The organism is Paraliomyxa miuraensis (assembly GCF_026337845.1).
Taxonomy (GTDB): domain Bacteria; phylum Myxococcota_A; class Polyangia; order Nannocystales; family Nannocystaceae; genus Paraliomyxa; species Paraliomyxa miuraensis.
This window is the reverse complement of the sequence record NZ_JAOVZF010000160.1, coordinates 1-16,266: the sequence shown is the minus strand read 5'-3', so window position 1 is coordinate 16,266 and position 16,266 is coordinate 1. Positions and strand designations below refer to the sequence as shown.

Genomic DNA, 16,266 nt, shown 5'->3' with positions numbered 1-16,266 from the left:
TGCCGCCCGCCCGCCCGCCCGCTATGTCAGGCGCCCTCATGGGTTCTCGCTCCGCCTCGCGTCGCAAGCCCGCGCTCATCCCGCCCGTTGATGCCGATCCCGTGCTCGACGTGATGATGCGGGAGCTGCGGCGCTCGATGGAGGGCTTCGACGTGCCCGGCAGCCCGCGGCCCTACTTCATGGGCTACTCGCTGCGGCGGGTGCATTCGCTGCGGCTGCGGGCGGCCTACGGCTCGCTGATCCGTGCCCGTGAGGACCACCGGGCGGGGATCTACTGCGAGGTGCGGGTGGGCGACCATCACTTCGACAACGTGATCGATGCCGGCCTCGACACGCGGGCCGACGAGCGCGAGAGCGCCGAGTGGGTCGAGGCGCCCGACGATCTCGACCCCCGTGCCCTCCACGTGGCGCTGTGGAAGCTCGGTCAGCTCAAGTTCGACGAGGCCCTCGAGGACTACTACGACCACAAGAAGGCCATGGTCAGCGAGTACCTGCGCGACGAGGTCGACGCGCTGACCCGCGAGCCTCCGCTGCAGCACCGCGAGCCGCTCTCGGACGATCCGTTTCCGCGGGCGCAGTGGGAGGCCATGCTGCGCGAGGCATCACGGGCGTTCCTTCGGCACCCCGAGGTGCACGACCCCGGGATCACCCTGACGGTGGAGCGCGTGCACCGGTGGATGGCGACCTCGGAGGGCACGCAGGTGATCACCGAGGACTTCTTCGCCTACGTGGACGTGGGCGGCTGGGTGCTGACCGAGGACGGCGTGTACACCGAGGCGGCGCAGCAGCGCTATGCCCGGGTATTGTCGAGCATGCCGGATGCCGCGGGCCTGCGGGCGCTGGTGGACGAGGTGCTGGCCGAGCTGTCGGTGATGCGCGAGGCGGACACGCCGGGGGCCTTCATCGGTCCGGCGCTCCTGGCCGGCCAGGCGGCGAGCACCCTGTTCCACGAGGCCCTCGGGCACCGGCTCGAGGGCGATCGGTTGGTGGCCCGGGGAGAGACGCGGACGTTCGCGCACAAGCTGGGGCAGCGGATCCTGCCCGCGGGGATCGACGTGTTCGACGATCCCACCGCCACCGGCCCCGACGGTCAGCCGGTGTGGGGCAGCTACCGGGTCGACGACGAGGGGGTGCCGGCGCAGCGGGCCCTGCTGGTGGAGGATGGGGTGCTGCGCGGGTTCCTGCACGGACGCACGCCCACCCGCCACAGCCGGCAGAGCAACGGCCACGGGCGCCACGACGGGCTCGCGCCGCCCATGTCTCGCATGGCGCACCTGACCGTGGTGGGGCGCCCCGACCGGGCCAAGCGCTGGGACGAGCTGGAGCACGAGCTGGTCGAGCTGGCCAAGCGGCAGGGGCGGAAGGAAGCGATGATCATCGTGCGGGTCCACGGCGGCGAGACGTCGACCCAGGCCTACGACTTCCAGGTGTTCAAGGGCGAGCCGGCCGAGGTCTGGGTGATCGACGTGGGCAGCGGCGAGCGGCGGCGCGTTCGCGACGTGGAGCTGATTGGAACGCCGTTGGCAGCGCTGCAGCGGGTGGTGGCATTCGGTGGAGAGCCCGGGTGGGAGGAGGGCTACTGCTACGCCGAGAGCGGCTCGATTCCCGTCAGCGGGATGGCCCCGGCGCTGTTGCTCTCCGAGATCGAGATGCAGCAGCGCAGCACGCACGGCTTTCACGAGCCCCTGCTGCCGCCGCCCTTTGCCGACGACGGGAGCCGGGGCAGGACGGTGGACCACCGCAAGCGGGGGCGCAGACGCAGATCCTAGGCACGCCAACGCGTGCTGGCAGGCCGCGCGGCGCCGCGAGGCGATGCTCCCGAAGCGGCCGCCAACGACGGTCGCGTTGCGCTCGGGGACGACCGTAGCGGCAGCCTCCCGCTGTGAGCGACACTATCCCGCATGCGGAGGCTGCTTCCGTCGATCCCAAGGCAACGCTCGTCCCTGGCCCTGGCGTCGCCGTTGCTGCTCCTGGGCTGCTTCGGGGACGATCTGCCGACCAACCTCGGCGGCAGCGGCTCGACCGGCGTCGGCGGCAGCAGCTCGACCGGCCTTCCGACCACCACGGGCGAGAGCACGACCACGGGCGCGCAGGACTCGACCAGCAGCGGCAGCACCGGGTCGTCGGGCTCGGACGGCGAGAGCTCGAGCAGCACGGGGATGGAGCCCGTCGATCCCAATTGCCCCGGGTGCATCACGCTGGTCGAGGGGCTCGAGGAGGGGCGCGGGCTGAGCCTGCACGGCGACTTCGTGTACTTCACCGACCAGGCCGACGGCACGGTCAACCGCGTGCCCAAGGGCGGCGGCGAGCTCGAGGAGCTGGCCAACCTGCAGATGCAGCCCTATGACGTGGTGGCCAACGACGACCAGGTGTTTTGGACCACCTTCGTCGATGGCGGAAGCGTGTGGAGGGCCAACCTGCCCAGCGGGCCTCCGATCGCGCTGTCGGCCGATGGATTCCCGCGGATGCTGCAGCTCCACGGCGACCACGTGTACTGGTGTGCCTTCGACGAGATCGAGGGACGGGTGCGACGGGTCTCCACGGCGGGGATCGGCAACCCGCCGCAGACGCTGGTGGCGGTGGGCAGCGGGGTGGCCGACCTGGTGGTCTACGGGAGCAACGTGTACTTCACCGTGCACGAGCCGCCGGACATGCCCGGGCTGGCTCCGCCGGGGGTGGTGTACCTGGCGTCGGCCGAGGTGCCCACCGATGTGGCCGACCTGGAGTGGGTGGCCCTCGATCAGAGCGAGCCGTGGGGGATTGCGGCGGCGGCCGACACGATCTTCTGGGTCAACGGCCTGGGCAACCCCGATGATCAGCCCAAGAGCGTGCTGTCGTCGACCGCTGCGGGCGGCGGGGGACCCGGGTTGCTGGCGCTGGATCAGACGGCGCCGTGGGGCATCGCCGCCGATGACTCGCTCGTGTACTGGACCGACTGGACCAACGTCAAGGCGATCCCACACGCCGGCGGCGACGAGATCATGGTGGCGCAGATGCAGTATCTGGCGCGCTCGATTGCGGTCGACGACACGGACGTCTTTTGGATCACCAAGGAGAAGGTGATGCAGCGGCCCAAGCCCGAGCGCTAGCCGACGCTCGGCCATCCCAGGATTGACCGAGTGGACACCGGTGGGCGACGATGGTGCCGTGGGTCGTCGCTGGCACCTGGTGGCGCCGTTGCTGGTGGTCGCGCTACCGGCTTGTGGTCGCACGCCCGTGGCCTGGTTCGAGGCGTTCGATGCACCACGCTGCGGCGAGCGTGCCGAGGATGGATTCGCCCAGGTCGTGGTGGGCTACGAGCCCACCGCGGGGGGCGGTGCGTGGCCGTTGCGGGACGACGTGATCGATCCCGAGGCCGCGCTCGGACCTCCCGATCACCAGCCCACGCCGCCGCTGGGCACGGTGTCGATCGGAGATGGCGGGACGCTGACGATCGGCTTCGAGCCGTGCGTGATGGCGACCAGCGGGAGCCCGGCGGCAGATCTGGTGGTGTACGAGGCGGGGTTCGACGAGCGGGTGGTGGTGGAGCTACGGCCCACCCCCGCCACGCGCGACCAGCTCGGCGATCGCGTGGGCCGCGACGGATATGTTCGGCTCTCGACCGCGCCCGATCGTGAGGGCGCGATCGACGTCGACGCCGAGCTCGGCGGCGCCGGCCTGCAATTCGACGCGGTGCGGATCCGGGACGTGGCAGGGCAGGGGCTCGAGACGGTGAACACGCCCGGGGCAGACATCGATGCGCTCGAGGCGATGGTGGTGGCGAACGAGTGACGACACGGACTGGCGAGGCGCCGGTCGGCGCGCGTCCGATCGTCAAGTCGGCGCAGGATCGGGCAGGGGCAGCCCCACCGCCCGCCGCAGGTCCGTGGCCAACAAGCGATGGAAGTGGTGCTCCCCGTGCTCCACCCGGGGCGCGTACCTCCCGGTGTCGTAGTGCCGCGAGCGCAGCCCCACCTGGACCGACTCGCAGATCGACTCGTCCTCGCGCTGGGTGATCACGGCCTGCTCGATGCTCGACTCCACGAAGCGTCGGGCGGCCTCCGAGCCCTGTCCGTCGTCGACGAAGTAGAACTCGTAGTCGACGCGGCAGCGCTCCGGACCCAGCGGGATCACATGGTTGCTGTCGAGGCACGGGCCATAGCGATTGAGCATCACGTTGGGGTAGATCCACGCGTAGATCGCCCCCGGCCCGATCCGCTCGCCGGGATCCACCTGGGTCCGCGCCGAGGGCCCCGCGGCGGCGGAGGCGACCGTCTGCACCGAGAATTCGCCGTGGAGCTCGGTGCGATACGTCGACATGTCGATCTGGGCATCGAGCGACGGGTGCATGTGCGGCACGTGGTAGCCGCCGTCGAGGTAGTTGTCGACGTAGACCTTCCAGTTGCACGCGAGCGTCCACGACGTCCGCGAGTGGAATCGCAGCCGCTCCCACTCACGGGCGGTGAGCAGGCCGTCGAGCGCGGCCACGCGGGGCCGAAGCGGCGCGGCGTCGGTGGAGGCGTTGATCCACGCCCACGGGCCCCAGGCCTCCACGGGCAGCGTCGGTAGTGACAGCGCCGTGCGATCGAAGCCCTGGATGCCGGCCATGCGGGGAGCGCTGCGCAGGCGTCCGCGCAGGTCGTAGGTCCAGGCGTGGTAGCCACAGACGAGCGCTTCGGCCGTGCCCGCGCCCTGCAGCACCTCGCGGCCCTTGTGCCGGCAGGTGTTCGAGAACGCCCGCAGCGCGTCGTCGTCTCCGCGCAGCAGGAGCCACGGCTCGCCCACGATGCAGCCGCTTTGGTAGGCGCCGGGGCCGGCCAGCTCGGCCAGCCGCGCCACCGGCTGCCACGCGCGTCCGAGCACGGCGCGGCGCTCGAGCTCGAAGACCGCGGGATCGGTGTACCAGGCCGAGGGTGGGGTGCTGGCGCGCTCGACGGGGATCGTGGGATCGAAGCGGGCGACGAGCTCGCGAAGGGCCGAGTCGGGGGTGGGGACCACGAACGAAGACTATACCGCCGTGGAAGGAGCGCCTCACCGATATCCCCGCACGAGCTGCGGCATCAGATCATCGAGATGGAACGCCGCCCAGCACGTCCTGGCCAGCTCGACGCCGGCCCCCCGCCAGGCCGCATTGATGATCTTGTAGTTGCGCTCCTGCAGGCACTCGACCGCGGGAATGAAGTCCTTGTCGGACGACAGCAGCACCGCCACCGAGTAGTCGTCCTCCCAGGCCATGGCCACCAGATCGGTGACGATCTTGACGTCGATGCCCTTCTCGCCCGCGTGCCCGAGCTCGGCGCTGCACGAGGGGCACACGTTGGTCGTGGTCCCGCACTCGCGGCAGTGGATCGAGCGCGGTCGCCAGGCTCGCTCGCTGCACACCACGCGGAAGCCCGGCTGGGGATCGAGCCACGAGTCGAGCCAGTCGCGGAGCTTGTCGTCGCGGCCCGGCTCGTACGACGCATAGACCAGCGTCTCGGCCAGCTCGAGCTCGTCGGCCGCCCTGGCGTTGCGCACGATCTCGTCGGCCTTGGCGTGGATCACCTGCGGCAGGGCTCGCCAGTCCGCATCGGCGCCTCCGCTGCGGTTCTGCCACTGCAGCGTGAAGTTCCAGAAGTCGACGAAGATCTTGGATTGCATCGATGGCACGCCCATGATCCGTCGTCCTCTGCGCGGGTCGGCTAGCTACCGAAGTAGAACGTGGTGGTGAGCGCCAGGTAGACGACGTTGGACATGGGGCGGCCGGCCGCGGCGGGGGTGAAGCCGACCCAGCCCAGCTCGGGGCCGAGGCCGAAGCCACCGCCGCGGTAGGGCCGTCGTCGGGCCGCCCAGGGGAACAGCTCGTAGCGCACCGCCCCGGAGAACTGCGCCCCGCCGAAGCCCGAGCGCTGGGCGATGCCCTCTTGCCGCACCGCTCCGCCCCCAAAGCCGAACGAGGTGCGCAGGGACAAGAGCGGCAGGCGCTTGGGGAGGGGCACGAACTTGAACTCGACCCCGAGGTGCCCCTGACCCAGGCGCTGGCGTGCTCCGTCGGCGCTTCGCACGCCTCCGCTCCCACCCCCGTGCAGGCCCAGGCCCAGCCAGGGGAACACCATCTGGCCCACGCTCGCGGTTGCACCGGCGACCGAGAACGGGCCCGGGGTATCGAAGTCGTTGACCCGCAGCAGGCCCAGCCCGCCGAACATCGTGGCCCCGAGGTAGGGACCATCGATGCGCGGAGGTCGAGGAGCCGGCGCAGCCGCATCGGACGTCGCGCTCGCGGGCTCGGACGTCGCGCTCGCGGGTTCCGGCTCGGCGCTCGCGGGCTCGGGCGTCGTGCTCGTGGGTTCCGGCTCTGCGCTCGCGGGCTCGCCCTCCGTTGCCGCGGCATCGGGAGCATCGAGGGCATCGGGCGCCGGTCCCGCCACCAGTGCGATCACCAGTGGGAAGGGCAGGGCCGTCACCGCGTGCACGCCCCGAGCATGGACCACGGGCCCCCATGGCGGCAAGCCACCGGGTCCTGCGGGTCGGTCTTGCCCTGGTGGGCCGGCTGCCCTAGTGTCCTCGGTCCCACATGGGAAAAGCCATGGAGCGTGGTCGGCTCATCGAGATGATCGGGTCCTTCCTGCTGGGTGGCGGGGTGGTGGCGATGGGCTACGAGCTCAGCCGGGGACCCGCGAGCGCCGAGGGGACGGCCGTGGCCGCCGACGACCCGGCCGTGGTCGCCGAGGCGGGTGAGGGCGACCACGCCGATCCCGAGATCCCCAGCCCCTACGCGGCGGGTGACGAGGACGGCGCGGCGCAAGACCCCGGCGAAGGCGGGACCGAGCCCTCCGAGTCCGAGGGCCCCCGTCCCCCGTTCCTCCAGCCGGACGAGCAGGGGCACTACCAGTCGTTCCCGCCGATCTACGAGGGCGAGCCGGCTGCGTTCGGCGAGGCCGGGGAGGCGCAGTACCCTCGTCACGGCCTGGTGACGAGCCTCGCCGTGGTGGTGCGCGAGCAGGCCGATCTGCAGTCGCCGATCATCGGAGTGCTGCACGCGGGCACGCGGGTGCGCACCGATGCCGAGCGCACCTTTGGCGGAGGGTGCGAGCAGGGATGGAACCGCGTGTTCCCGCGCGGGTGGATCTGTCGGCTGGCAGGGCTGCGGGTCGAGGAGACGCCTCCCCCCGCCAGTCTCGTGGTGGCCTCGGTGCGGCCCGACACCGAGGCGGCGCTGCCCTACGAGTACTGGCGCGTGAAGGACGAGATGACCCCGTTCTTCCACCGCCTGCCCACGTTCAACGAGCAGGATCAGGCCGATGCGGCCGGCTCCGCCTGGTATGCCAAGCATGCCCGCGAGCCGATGCCCACCGACACCTCCAAGCGACCGTCCGACGTGCCCGCCGTGGTCAAGGAGTACATGAACGCGGGCTACTACGTGACCAAGGGCGGCGAGGAGGTTCGCATGGAGCGGCGCTTCCTCCGGACGCTGCGCGGGGCCTATGCCCGCAAGTACCAGCTGCGGCAGAAGGAGAGCCCCGAGTTTCGCGGTCAGGTGGTCGCCAGACCCTCCGATCTGCCGATCTACTTCGTGCGTCGCGAGCTCCCCCTGATGAAGCGCGAGACCGAGGGCAGCGACGTCCTCATCGAGAGCGGGACCACGCCCGAGCGCCTCTCCACCCACCCGTTCGTGGATCAGGTGCACATCGGCAACAAGGTCTACTACGTGGACGGCGAGGGCCTGCTCATGCGCGGCTACGCCGTGGGCAAGGCCAGCCCGCTCAAGCGCCCGCCCGGGGTGAACTCCGACGAGCACTGGATCCACATCGATCTGTCCGAGCAGACGCTGGTGGCCTACGACGGCGATCGCCCCGTGTTCGCCACCCTGATCTCGACCGGCAAGGAGCCGGGCATGACCCCCGTGGGCGTGCACCGGGTGCAGACCAAGCTGGTGGCGGCGTCGATGCGGGATCAGCCCCAGGAAGACGAGGCCTACTCCATCGACGACGTGCCGTGGACGCAGTACTTCTCGGGCAGCGTGGCGCTGCATGGCGCGTTCTGGCACGCGGGCTTCGGGCAGGTGCGCAGCCACGGATGCGTCAACCTCTCGCCCAGCGACGCACGCTGGCTGTTCGGGTTCACCGATCCTCCGCTACCGTCCGAGTGGCACGCGGTCTCGCCCACCAAGGGCACCAAGCGTGGGAGCGCCGTGGTGGTGACCGAGTAGCGCGGCCTCCGAGGCGATCTCCCGGGGCCGCGTGGGGTCCAAATCGGCGCCACGCGGCCGTCCCCGGGGTTTCAAAGGGGTCGAGGCCGCTGTACGATGCCCGCACCCATGAAGGTCGAGGCTGGCTCCGTCGTCACCATCACCTACGACATCCTCGATGAGAAGGGGGAGATCATCGAGTCCTCCGATCTCAGCGGGCCGGTGTCATTCCTGGTCGGCAAGGGCGCGATCATCAAGGGACTCGATGCCAAGGTCATCGGGATGGAGAAGGACGAGGAGAAGCACTTCGACCTTCCCCCCGAGCAGGCGTTCGGCAACCCCGAGGATGGACCGACGAGCGAGCTGCCCCGCAGCAGCTTCCCGGCCGATGCCAAGTTCGACGCGGGCCAGCGCTTCGAGGCCGGGATGGGCAGCGGAGGGCAGACGATCCTACTCGAGGTCGTCGACGCCAACGACGAGAAGGTCACCGTGCGGATGATCCATCCGCTCGCGGGGCAGACGATCAGCATGACCATCAAGGTCGTCGGGATGCGGGCCGCGACGGCCGCCGAGAAGGACGCGGGCAAGGCAATGACCGCTCCGCCGCCACCTCCGCCCCCCAAGAAGAAGTAGCGCGCCATCGCCATCGGGAGGCCGGGGCCGCGCACATGCGCGCGTGGCCGTGCGATCCGACGTCGGAAAGTCCTCGTTGGCCGCGCATGAGATGTCACCATCGTAGCCAGGAGAAGCATCATGGACGGGGTTCTATCCACGGCGCTCGTACGACACTGGCTGGCGCTCACCGAGCAGGGCCACGACTGCTCGCTGGTGATCGATGGGCGGGGTCACGTGGTGGCGGTGAGCCCAGGCCTGGCCGAGACGCTCGGCCATGAGGTGGAGGAGCTGCTCGATCGACCCGCGCTGTCGCTGATCCACCCCGACGATCGCGAGCGGACGTCGGCGGACTGGGACCGGCGCCGTGCGCTCGGCACGGGTCCCGTCGGGGTCGAGACCCGCTGGCACCACGAGCAGGGCGGCGAGCGGTGGCTGTCGTGGTACGCGATGGGCGAGCCCGCGAGCGGCCACGTGTGGCTGGTGGCCACCGACGTCACCGAGCGCAAGCAGCAGGCACAGCGAGACACCGAGGACCTGCTGCGCTCGGTCTTCCACGACATGCGCGCCGGGCTGGTGGCCCAGCGAGCCGACGGCACCATCTTCCTGTCCAACCAGGCCGCGCTCGACATCCTCGGCCTCACCGAGGATCAGATCACGGGGCGGACCTCGATGGACGAGCAGTGGTATTCGATCCACGAGGATGGATCGCCGTTCCCGGGGCAGGACCACCCGGCCATGGTGTCGCTGCGCACCGGCGAGTCGATCACCGGCGTCATCATGGGGGTGCACCGCCCTCGCACCAACGATCGGGTCTGGATCCTCATCGACTCCGTGGTCCAGCGCGGCACCAACGGCGAAGTCCTGCGGGTGCTGTGCTCGTTCATCGACATCACCGAGCGCAAGCAGGCCGAGGACGCGGCCCGGGCGAGCGACGCGATGTTCCGGGCCGTGTTCCACAACGCCGGCCTGGGGGTGCTGCTGCGCGACGTGGACACCGACGCGATCGAGGGCAACCCGACGTTCGGCCGCATGATCGGGCGCTCGAGCCAGGAGCTGCGCCAGGTCACCTTCGATGATCTGGTGCATCCCGAGGATCGCGAGTCATCGGCCGCGGCCCACGCGGACCTGCTCGCGGGGAGCACCGAGTCGTACGAGCTCGAGCGTCGCTTCGTTCGCCCCGAGGGGGAGCGCGTGTGGGTCCACGAGACCGTGTCGCTCGTGCGCGGTCCCAGCGGGGCGCCGCGCTACGTGGTCGAGATGCTCAACGACATCACCGATCGCAAGCGCATGGAGGCCCAGCTGATGCTGACCGACCGAATGGCGTCGCTGGGCACGATGGCGGCCGGGGTGGGGCACGAGATCAACAACCCGCTGACCTGGGTCGCGGGCAACGTCTCGCTCGCGCTCGAGCTGCTGCAGGATCTCGAGCAGGTGCGCGAGGACGGCCCGCTCGCGGACGTGGTCGGCGCGCTCGAGGATGCTTCGCAGGGCACCACGCGGGTGGCCGCCATCGTGCGCGACCTCCAGGCGTTCTCGCGCGTGGACGACTCCCCCGGGGCGGCGGTGGACCTCGAAGAGGTCGTCCGCTCGGCCATCCGCATGCTGCACGGCGAGATCCGGCACCGCGCGAAGCTCGAGCTCGACCTCGGCGTGGTGCCCCGGGTCCTCGGTGATTCCGCGCGCATCGGACAGGTCCTGACCAACCTGCTCATCAACGCCCTGCAGGCGCTCCCCGACCGGCCCCTGCAGGACAACGTCATTCGGGTGCGAACCGAGCAGCAGGGCAACGTCGTCGTCGTCGAGGTCGGCGACAACGGGGTCGGGATCCCGCCGGCGCTGCAGTCTCGGGTCTTCGACCCCTTCTTCACGACCAAGAAGGTCGGGACGGGCACCGGGCTCGGGCTGGGGATCTGCCACGGCATCGTGTCACGGCTCGGTGGTCGCATCGACTTCCACAGCGAGCTCGAGCAGGGCACCACGTTTCGCGTGTCGTTGCCGGTGGCCTCGACCCCGGACCAGCCGCGGCCGCCGGTGGAGAAGGCGGCACCGATGGGGACCGCGAGCCGGCGGATCCTCTGCGTCGACGACGAGCCCAGCGTGGGGCGGCTGATCGAGCGCCTGCTCCGCAACCGCCACGAGGTGATCGTGGAGACCGAGGGCGAGCGTGCCATCGAGCGCGTGCGCGAGGGCGAGTGCTTCGACGCGGTGATCTGCGATCTCATGATGCCCTCGATGACCGGCATGGAGGTGTTCGATTGCATCAGGGCGATCGACCCTTCGCTCGCCGATCGCTGCGGCTTCATCACCGCGGGGGCCCTCACCGAGCGTGCGCGCTCGTTCGCCGAGACGCTCGCTCCGGCTCGTCTGGTGCGCAAGCCGTTCCTGCCCGAGACGCTCGATGCGTTGCTCGACGAGCTCGTCCGGGCCTGAACGCAGCCACGACTCGACCGCGAATCGAGCCACGCATGTGGGTCGAGGTGACGAGTCGTCGCACCGCGCGAGCGAAAATAGCCACTTACGGTCGTGCGCCGCAGCTGTCACCATGGTGTGATGAAACATCGTTGGCTCGCCTGTGGATCGCTAGGAACGTTGTTGCTGTGTGGAGGGTGCTGGGAGACCTGGGACATCGGGGTCGATGGCACGCACGGTGTGATGCTGGAGGACGTCGAGTTCCAGCCCGGTGTCACGGTCGACGTGTTCGTCAATGTCTATGGTGATCTCGACGTGATCGACGAGCGCAGCGACCTCGGGTCCTGTCAGCTCGCGGTGCACGGCGGGGTCTTTGCGGCCGCGTCGTGGCGCCCCTACGCCGAGGCGCTGGGCGATGGACACTGCGTGCTCTCGGCCGACATGCCGGTGCGTGGCAACAGCGGCGTGCCCGTGGGAGGGCAGCTCGGCGATCTCGATCTCCACGACTACGTCGAGGCCCTCGACGAGATCCTCACGCGTCTGAACGACATGGACGTGGAGCCCAAGACCATCCTCGGTCACAGCATGGGCGGCACGCTGGTGCAGATGCTCCAGCAGCGCCTGGTGAACGAGGGCTCCAGCCTCGAGAAGCGCTTCGACATCGACGAGGCCATCCTGGTCGCGTCGGATCTTCCCGCCGAGGTCCCGTGGGCGCTGGGAGACAGCGGCAACCTGACGGGGCTGATCGATGCGTACGCGGTCGACGATCCCGTGCACGGCCTGCTGTTCGAGATCCCGGTGGAGCTGTGGCCGGCGTTCTACTTCACCGATCTCGAGGGGCAGGTGGTGCCAGGAGCACTCACGCCCGAGGAGATCGAGGCCGGCGGCTTCAATGCCCTCGGGGAGCCGCTGCAGGCCATCCACCAGCTCAACGGCACCGGTGGCTTCGGCTCGCGCCCCTCGGCGGGGGCGAACCTGTTCCTCGACGACACCCGCCTGCGGGTGATCGCCTACGAGCAAGACGTCTACGTGCAGCTCGCCGAGAGCGAGACGCTCTACCAGCACCTGACGGGCGACGAGGACTCGCACTGCTACGTGCCCGTGCTGGGGGCCGACACGGTGCACACGCTGCAGTTCTCCAATCCGCAGGCGTTGGTGGATGCGATCGCGGCCTCGGAGGGGTGCGACTACCCGCACGATGATGACGACGAGGACGAGGACGAGGACGACGAGGATTGATCCGAGGCGAGGCGCGTCACCCGACCACGCCGCTCAGAACGTGGCGCCCACGTCGAACACGAACCGCCCGTCGCGATCGTCGGTGGGTCCCACGTTGCCCCCCGGCCAGATCCAATCCGGCACCAGGACCGCGTAGCCCACCGACACGGTCACGATGCGGATGTCCCACTTGACGAAGTTGATGCCCACGCTGCGTCGCAGGTCGCGACCGAGCTTCACTTGCGACCACTTCTGCGTGAGCACGCCGAGGTCGACGAACGCGGAGTGGGCCAGCTTGCCGCCCAGGAAGTTCTGGATCGACACGACCTGCAGCGCGACCGTCCCCAGCGCGCGGATGTGGCCGCCCTGGGCGGTGGGGCTGAGGCGGGCGGTGCCGAACGAGCCCGGAATGCGCTCCACGTCGACCAGCATGGTCTGGGGCTCGATGCCGCGAATGCCCAGATCGATGGTGCCACCGCCGAAGTAGCGCCAGATCTCGGGCACCGACGTGGCTCCGGTGCTCCCCGGCAGCTGGGGCAGCGGCAGCGCGTGGCCGTAGCGCAGGCTGTAGCGGAAGTTGAGGCGGCTGTCGGTCCTGGGGATCGGCACGAACTGCTGCCAGCCGACGTCGCCCCGCAGCCACCACTCACGGCCCAGTCCGGGGAAGGGGGTGGCAAACAGCCAGTCGAGGGTGAGGATGAAGCCCTTGTCGGGGTTGAAGGCGTTGTCGACCTTCTGCCACACCGCGCCGGCCTGCAGCCCCCCGGTGCGATCGGGCACGATGGCCTCGCTGCGATTGGTGAGCCGGCACAGCTTGCTGTCGCTGCCCTCGTAGGCGCAGCCGTCCTCCACGCCCAGCACGGGCTTGGACACGTCCTTGGAGATGTTGGCGATCTGCACCAGGTAGCCCGCGTACATGCGCCAGTGCTCGCCCACGGGCCAGGTGAAGCGGGCCTGCGCCAGCGCGCTGTCGATCTGGCCGCGGGCCGGGGTGAGCCGTCGCTGGATCTGACCGGTCAGCTCGAAGGTGAGCGGCTTGGCGAAGATCCGGCGCCGCAGCAGCGACGCCCGCCCGCTGCGCTCGTAGCAGTTCTCGTCGCCGCAGAACGTGCCGAGCACGTTGCCGAAGCCGTAGTGGCCGTCGAGCTGGAGATCCCACGCGCTCCCCAGCATGTTGGGCAGGGTGGGGCGCAAGAACACGTAGAGCGGGTCGAGGGTGGCGCCACCGATGCCGCCGGTCACGTCGATCGAGCGATCCTTGGACTCGGTCACCGAGACCACGTGGTGCACCACGCACTGGTCCTCGTCGTCGTCGAGGTGGCAGCCGACCTCGATCTCGCGGACCTGCACGGCCTCGGTGACGCCCAGCCCCTCGATGTTGCGACGGGTCTCGTCGACCTCGCGGCGATCGTAGGGGTCGGTCTCCTCCCAGGTCTTCTGGCGCAGCAGGACCTTGCGGCGGGTCTTGAAGTTGCCGCGCAGCAGCGTGGTGCCAAAGCGCCCCGGGCGGCCCTCGTAGACCGCCAGCTCCGTGTCCACCAGGGCCTCGGCCGCGCGGGCGTGCTCCTGGCACAGCCCGAGCTCGGGGGTGGCGAGGCGCTCGGCCTGCGCGACCCGGTGCACGTTGCCGCGCGCGTCGGTATAGCGCCAGCGCAGCTCCACGTCGGCCAGGGGGTAGCCGCTGGCACGATAGCGTCGCACGATGTCGCGCTCGACCTCGCGATCGAGGGTGAGGTCGACCGGAATGTCGCCCGCGCTCTCGTCCCGGTCGCGCCGCAGCGGGCTGCCCCGCAGCATCAGCGGCTTGCCCCAGGCGCCGTGGTCGAGCACGGGCAGGCCCTGGGTCTCGCGGCTGCCCGGGATCGGCTGCTCGAGGTAGCGAACGTCCTCTCGCGCGGACGTGATCACCCGCGGTCCCGGCACCACGTCGATGCGCACATAGACCCCGGCGCGTCGCTGCTGGCGGAGCGCCGCGAGCCCCTCGGCGTCGAGCTGGCCCTCGAGCCACTGGGGAGAGCCCTGGGTGTCGAGCTCGGTGAACGAGTCGAAGACCGCATGCTGCCCCTGGCGCTCGAGGCCCTCGGGCCAGAACGCCACCCGCATGGTGGCGCGGGCGCACAAGTAGCCCGCCTCGTTGAGGGTGGAGAGGATGAGGCCGAGGTCCTCGCGCGCATGGGCATCGGTGAAGCTGGCACGCGGCTCGAGCTTGCGGCGGCGCTCGTACGCGCGCTGGACCAGCTTCTCGATCGGATCCTCGTCCTCGACGCCCGTGGCCTGGAACACGGGGAGCACGAGCTGGGCCGAGCGCACGGTGACGCGCGGACCCTCGCGGACGGTGAAGCGCAGGGTGGGCAGGCTGCCGAAGTCGTCGAACTTGCCCTCGACGGTCGCGAGCATGAAGCCGCGGCTCTGGTAGAAGCCCCGCAGGTGCGCCGCCTCGCGCTGAGCGGCGGATGCGTTGGCCGGCTCGCGGCGCTGGAACAGCTGCAGCTGCGAGCGCAGGCGGTTGTCGGTGATGTGCTCGTTGAACAGGAACTCGGTCTTGACCCCCTGGCCGAGCTGCACGTCGATCGTCAGGGGCAGCTTGCGGCCGGGCGGGAGCGTGTCGGGATCGAGCCGGTCGAAGTCGGTGTCGATGCGGACCCCGGGGTAGGGGTACTTGAGCTGGCGGCGGGCGCCCGAGCCCGCGCCCACCCGCGGCTCGGCGTACTCCCGGGCCACCCGCTCCTTGGTCTTCTCGATGTGCTTGCGGGTGATGCGGCGGGGAATGGGGATGAACGGGCTCACCGTGGGGCGAAACACCCGTCGGATCCAGCGCTGGTCCTGGGTGGAGAGGTTGCCGGTGATCTTCATGGCCCCGACCCGGTACGACTGGCCCTTGCGCAGCGTGACGTAGAGATCGACCTCCTCGTCGCTGCGACCGCAGGCGAACCCCAGCGCGGCGCGTCCGTCGAGGTAGCCCTCGTCGAACAGGAATCGCTCGAGGCGCTGGAGCTCCGTGCGCTCCCACTCGCGGCAGGCCAGATCGTCCTCTTCGCAGATCCGCGAGTGATACGGGGCATCGACGGCAGCGGCCCGCTGCTCGCGGCCGCCGCGGCGTCCGCTGTCGCCCGGCACGACCTCCTTGGGCCGACGGCCCAGCTCGTTGGGGGGCGCGCAGCGACCCGGCGCCAGGGACCCGGGCCGCGCCTGCGGCGACAGCACGCGTCGAACCTCGCGGGTGGACAGCGGGAGGTTGCCGTACACCCGCACGCGGCGGATCGAGCGGCCCGGTGAGACCTGCACGGTGATCTCCCCGGATCCCGAGGCCTGCAGCGCGGCGCGATAGCCCACCGCCGCCAGCTGCTCGGTGATCCCCACGGGCAGCACCCCGCCCGCCGGGAGCACCAGCAGCTTGCTCAGCATCTCCGTCGACTCCCCGCTCCGCGGAGTCCCCTCGATCTCCAGCGACTCGACGCCCACCAGCAGCACGCCTCGGCCCTGGCCGGGTCGGCTGCGCAGCGCGATGAGGAGGAACGCTCGCTCGCCCACCGGCTCGAGCAGGATCTGGTAGCCGTCCTCGGCGATCCGCTCGAGCATGTACTGCAAGAGCGCTCCGTCCACGCCGTGGAGGCGCGCGGTGAGGGTCTCGCCCCGCAGGCGATCGACGGTGCGGGCGCGGTCGATCACGGTGATGCCCGGACGCGTCGAGAGATCCTCGAGCACCGCCTCGACCGGGCCGAGCGGATCGGTCAGGTCGACCTCGTCGAGCAAGAGGCCCGAGGCATCGAGCCATCGATCCTCGGCGCGGGAGGCGGGATCGTCGGGGTCTCGGGGGGCGGGGTCTCGGGGGGCGGGATCGGGATCGCCTGAGGGCGGGGGGCTCGCCTCGGGGGGGG

11 protein-coding genes are annotated in these 16,266 nt (G+C 70.4%); 7 read left to right on the top strand and 4 right to left on the bottom strand.

The window, feature by feature from the left end; translation table 11 throughout:
- Nucleotides 1–38: 38 nt before the first annotated feature.
- The 3 genes from OEB96_RS33425 to OEB96_RS33415 all read left to right on the top strand — a co-directional run bounded on the left by OEB96_RS33425 (nt 39) and on the right by OEB96_RS33415 (nt 3,771).
- Nucleotides 39–1,769, top strand: a complete 1,731-nt coding sequence (locus OEB96_RS33425; RefSeq protein WP_266220897.1) for a TldD/PmbA family protein — start codon at nt 39–41, stop codon at nt 1,767–1,769.
- 132 nt (nt 1,770–1,901) lie between these two features.
- Nucleotides 1,902–3,089: a type 2 periplasmic-binding domain-containing protein gene (locus OEB96_RS33420; protein WP_266220896.1), complete on the top strand. Its 1,188-nt coding sequence runs from the start codon at nt 1,902–1,904 to the stop codon at nt 3,087–3,089.
- A 58-nt stretch (nt 3,090–3,147) separates the two neighbouring features.
- A complete protein-coding gene (locus OEB96_RS33415; protein ID WP_266220895.1) occupies nt 3,148–3,771 on the top strand; it encodes a hypothetical protein in 624 nt (207 codons plus the stop codon).
- Nucleotides 3,772–3,813: 42 nt separating this feature from the next.
- Here the strand turns inward: OEB96_RS33415 and OEB96_RS33410 are convergent, their stop codons facing one another.
- The 3 genes from OEB96_RS33410 to OEB96_RS33400 are packed head-to-tail and all read right to left on the bottom strand — an operon-like array spanning nt 3,814 to nt 6,431.
- Nucleotides 3,814–4,977, bottom strand: a complete 1,164-nt coding sequence (locus OEB96_RS33410; RefSeq protein ID WP_266220894.1) for an aromatic ring-hydroxylating oxygenase subunit alpha — start codon at nt 4,975–4,977, stop codon at nt 3,814–3,816.
- Between the two features lie 33 nt (nt 4,978–5,010).
- Complete coding sequence (locus OEB96_RS33405; RefSeq protein ID WP_266220893.1) at nt 5,011–5,619, bottom strand: NYN domain-containing protein; 609 nt, start codon at nt 5,617–5,619, stop codon at nt 5,011–5,013.
- Nucleotides 5,620–5,660: 41 nt separating this feature from the next.
- Complete coding sequence (locus tag OEB96_RS33400; protein WP_266220892.1) at nt 5,661–6,431, bottom strand: hypothetical protein; 771 nt, start codon at nt 6,429–6,431, stop codon at nt 5,661–5,663.
- Nucleotides 6,432–6,568: 137 nt separating this feature from the next.
- Between OEB96_RS33400 and OEB96_RS33395 the strand changes: the two genes are divergently transcribed.
- The 4 genes from OEB96_RS33395 to OEB96_RS33380 all read left to right on the top strand — a co-directional run bounded on the left by OEB96_RS33395 (nt 6,569) and on the right by OEB96_RS33380 (nt 12,409).
- Nucleotides 6,569–8,167 carry a L,D-transpeptidase gene (locus tag OEB96_RS33395; protein ID WP_266220891.1) on the top strand — a complete coding sequence of 533 codons (1,599 nt, stop codon included), beginning with the start codon at nt 6,569–6,571 and terminating at the stop codon, nt 8,165–8,167.
- A 108-nt stretch (nt 8,168–8,275) separates the two neighbouring features.
- A complete protein-coding gene (locus OEB96_RS33390) occupies nt 8,276–8,779 on the top strand; it encodes an FKBP-type peptidyl-prolyl cis-trans isomerase (protein WP_266220890.1) in 504 nt (167 codons plus the stop codon).
- A 120-nt stretch (nt 8,780–8,899) separates the two neighbouring features.
- Entirely contained in the window at nt 8,900–11,191 is a 2,292-nt protein-coding gene (locus OEB96_RS33385) for a hybrid sensor histidine kinase/response regulator (RefSeq protein ID WP_266220889.1), read from the top strand.
- 120 nt (nt 11,192–11,311) lie between these two features.
- Nucleotides 11,312–12,409: an alpha/beta fold hydrolase gene (locus OEB96_RS33380; protein ID WP_266220888.1), complete on the top strand. Its 1,098-nt coding sequence runs from the start codon at nt 11,312–11,314 to the stop codon at nt 12,407–12,409.
- Between the two features lie 33 nt (nt 12,410–12,442).
- Here OEB96_RS33380 and OEB96_RS33375 read toward each other — a convergent pair.
- Nucleotides 12,443–16,266, bottom strand: a 3,824-nt coding sequence (locus OEB96_RS33375; protein ID WP_266220887.1) for a BamA/TamA family outer membrane protein, incomplete at its 5' end; no start/stop codon positions are given.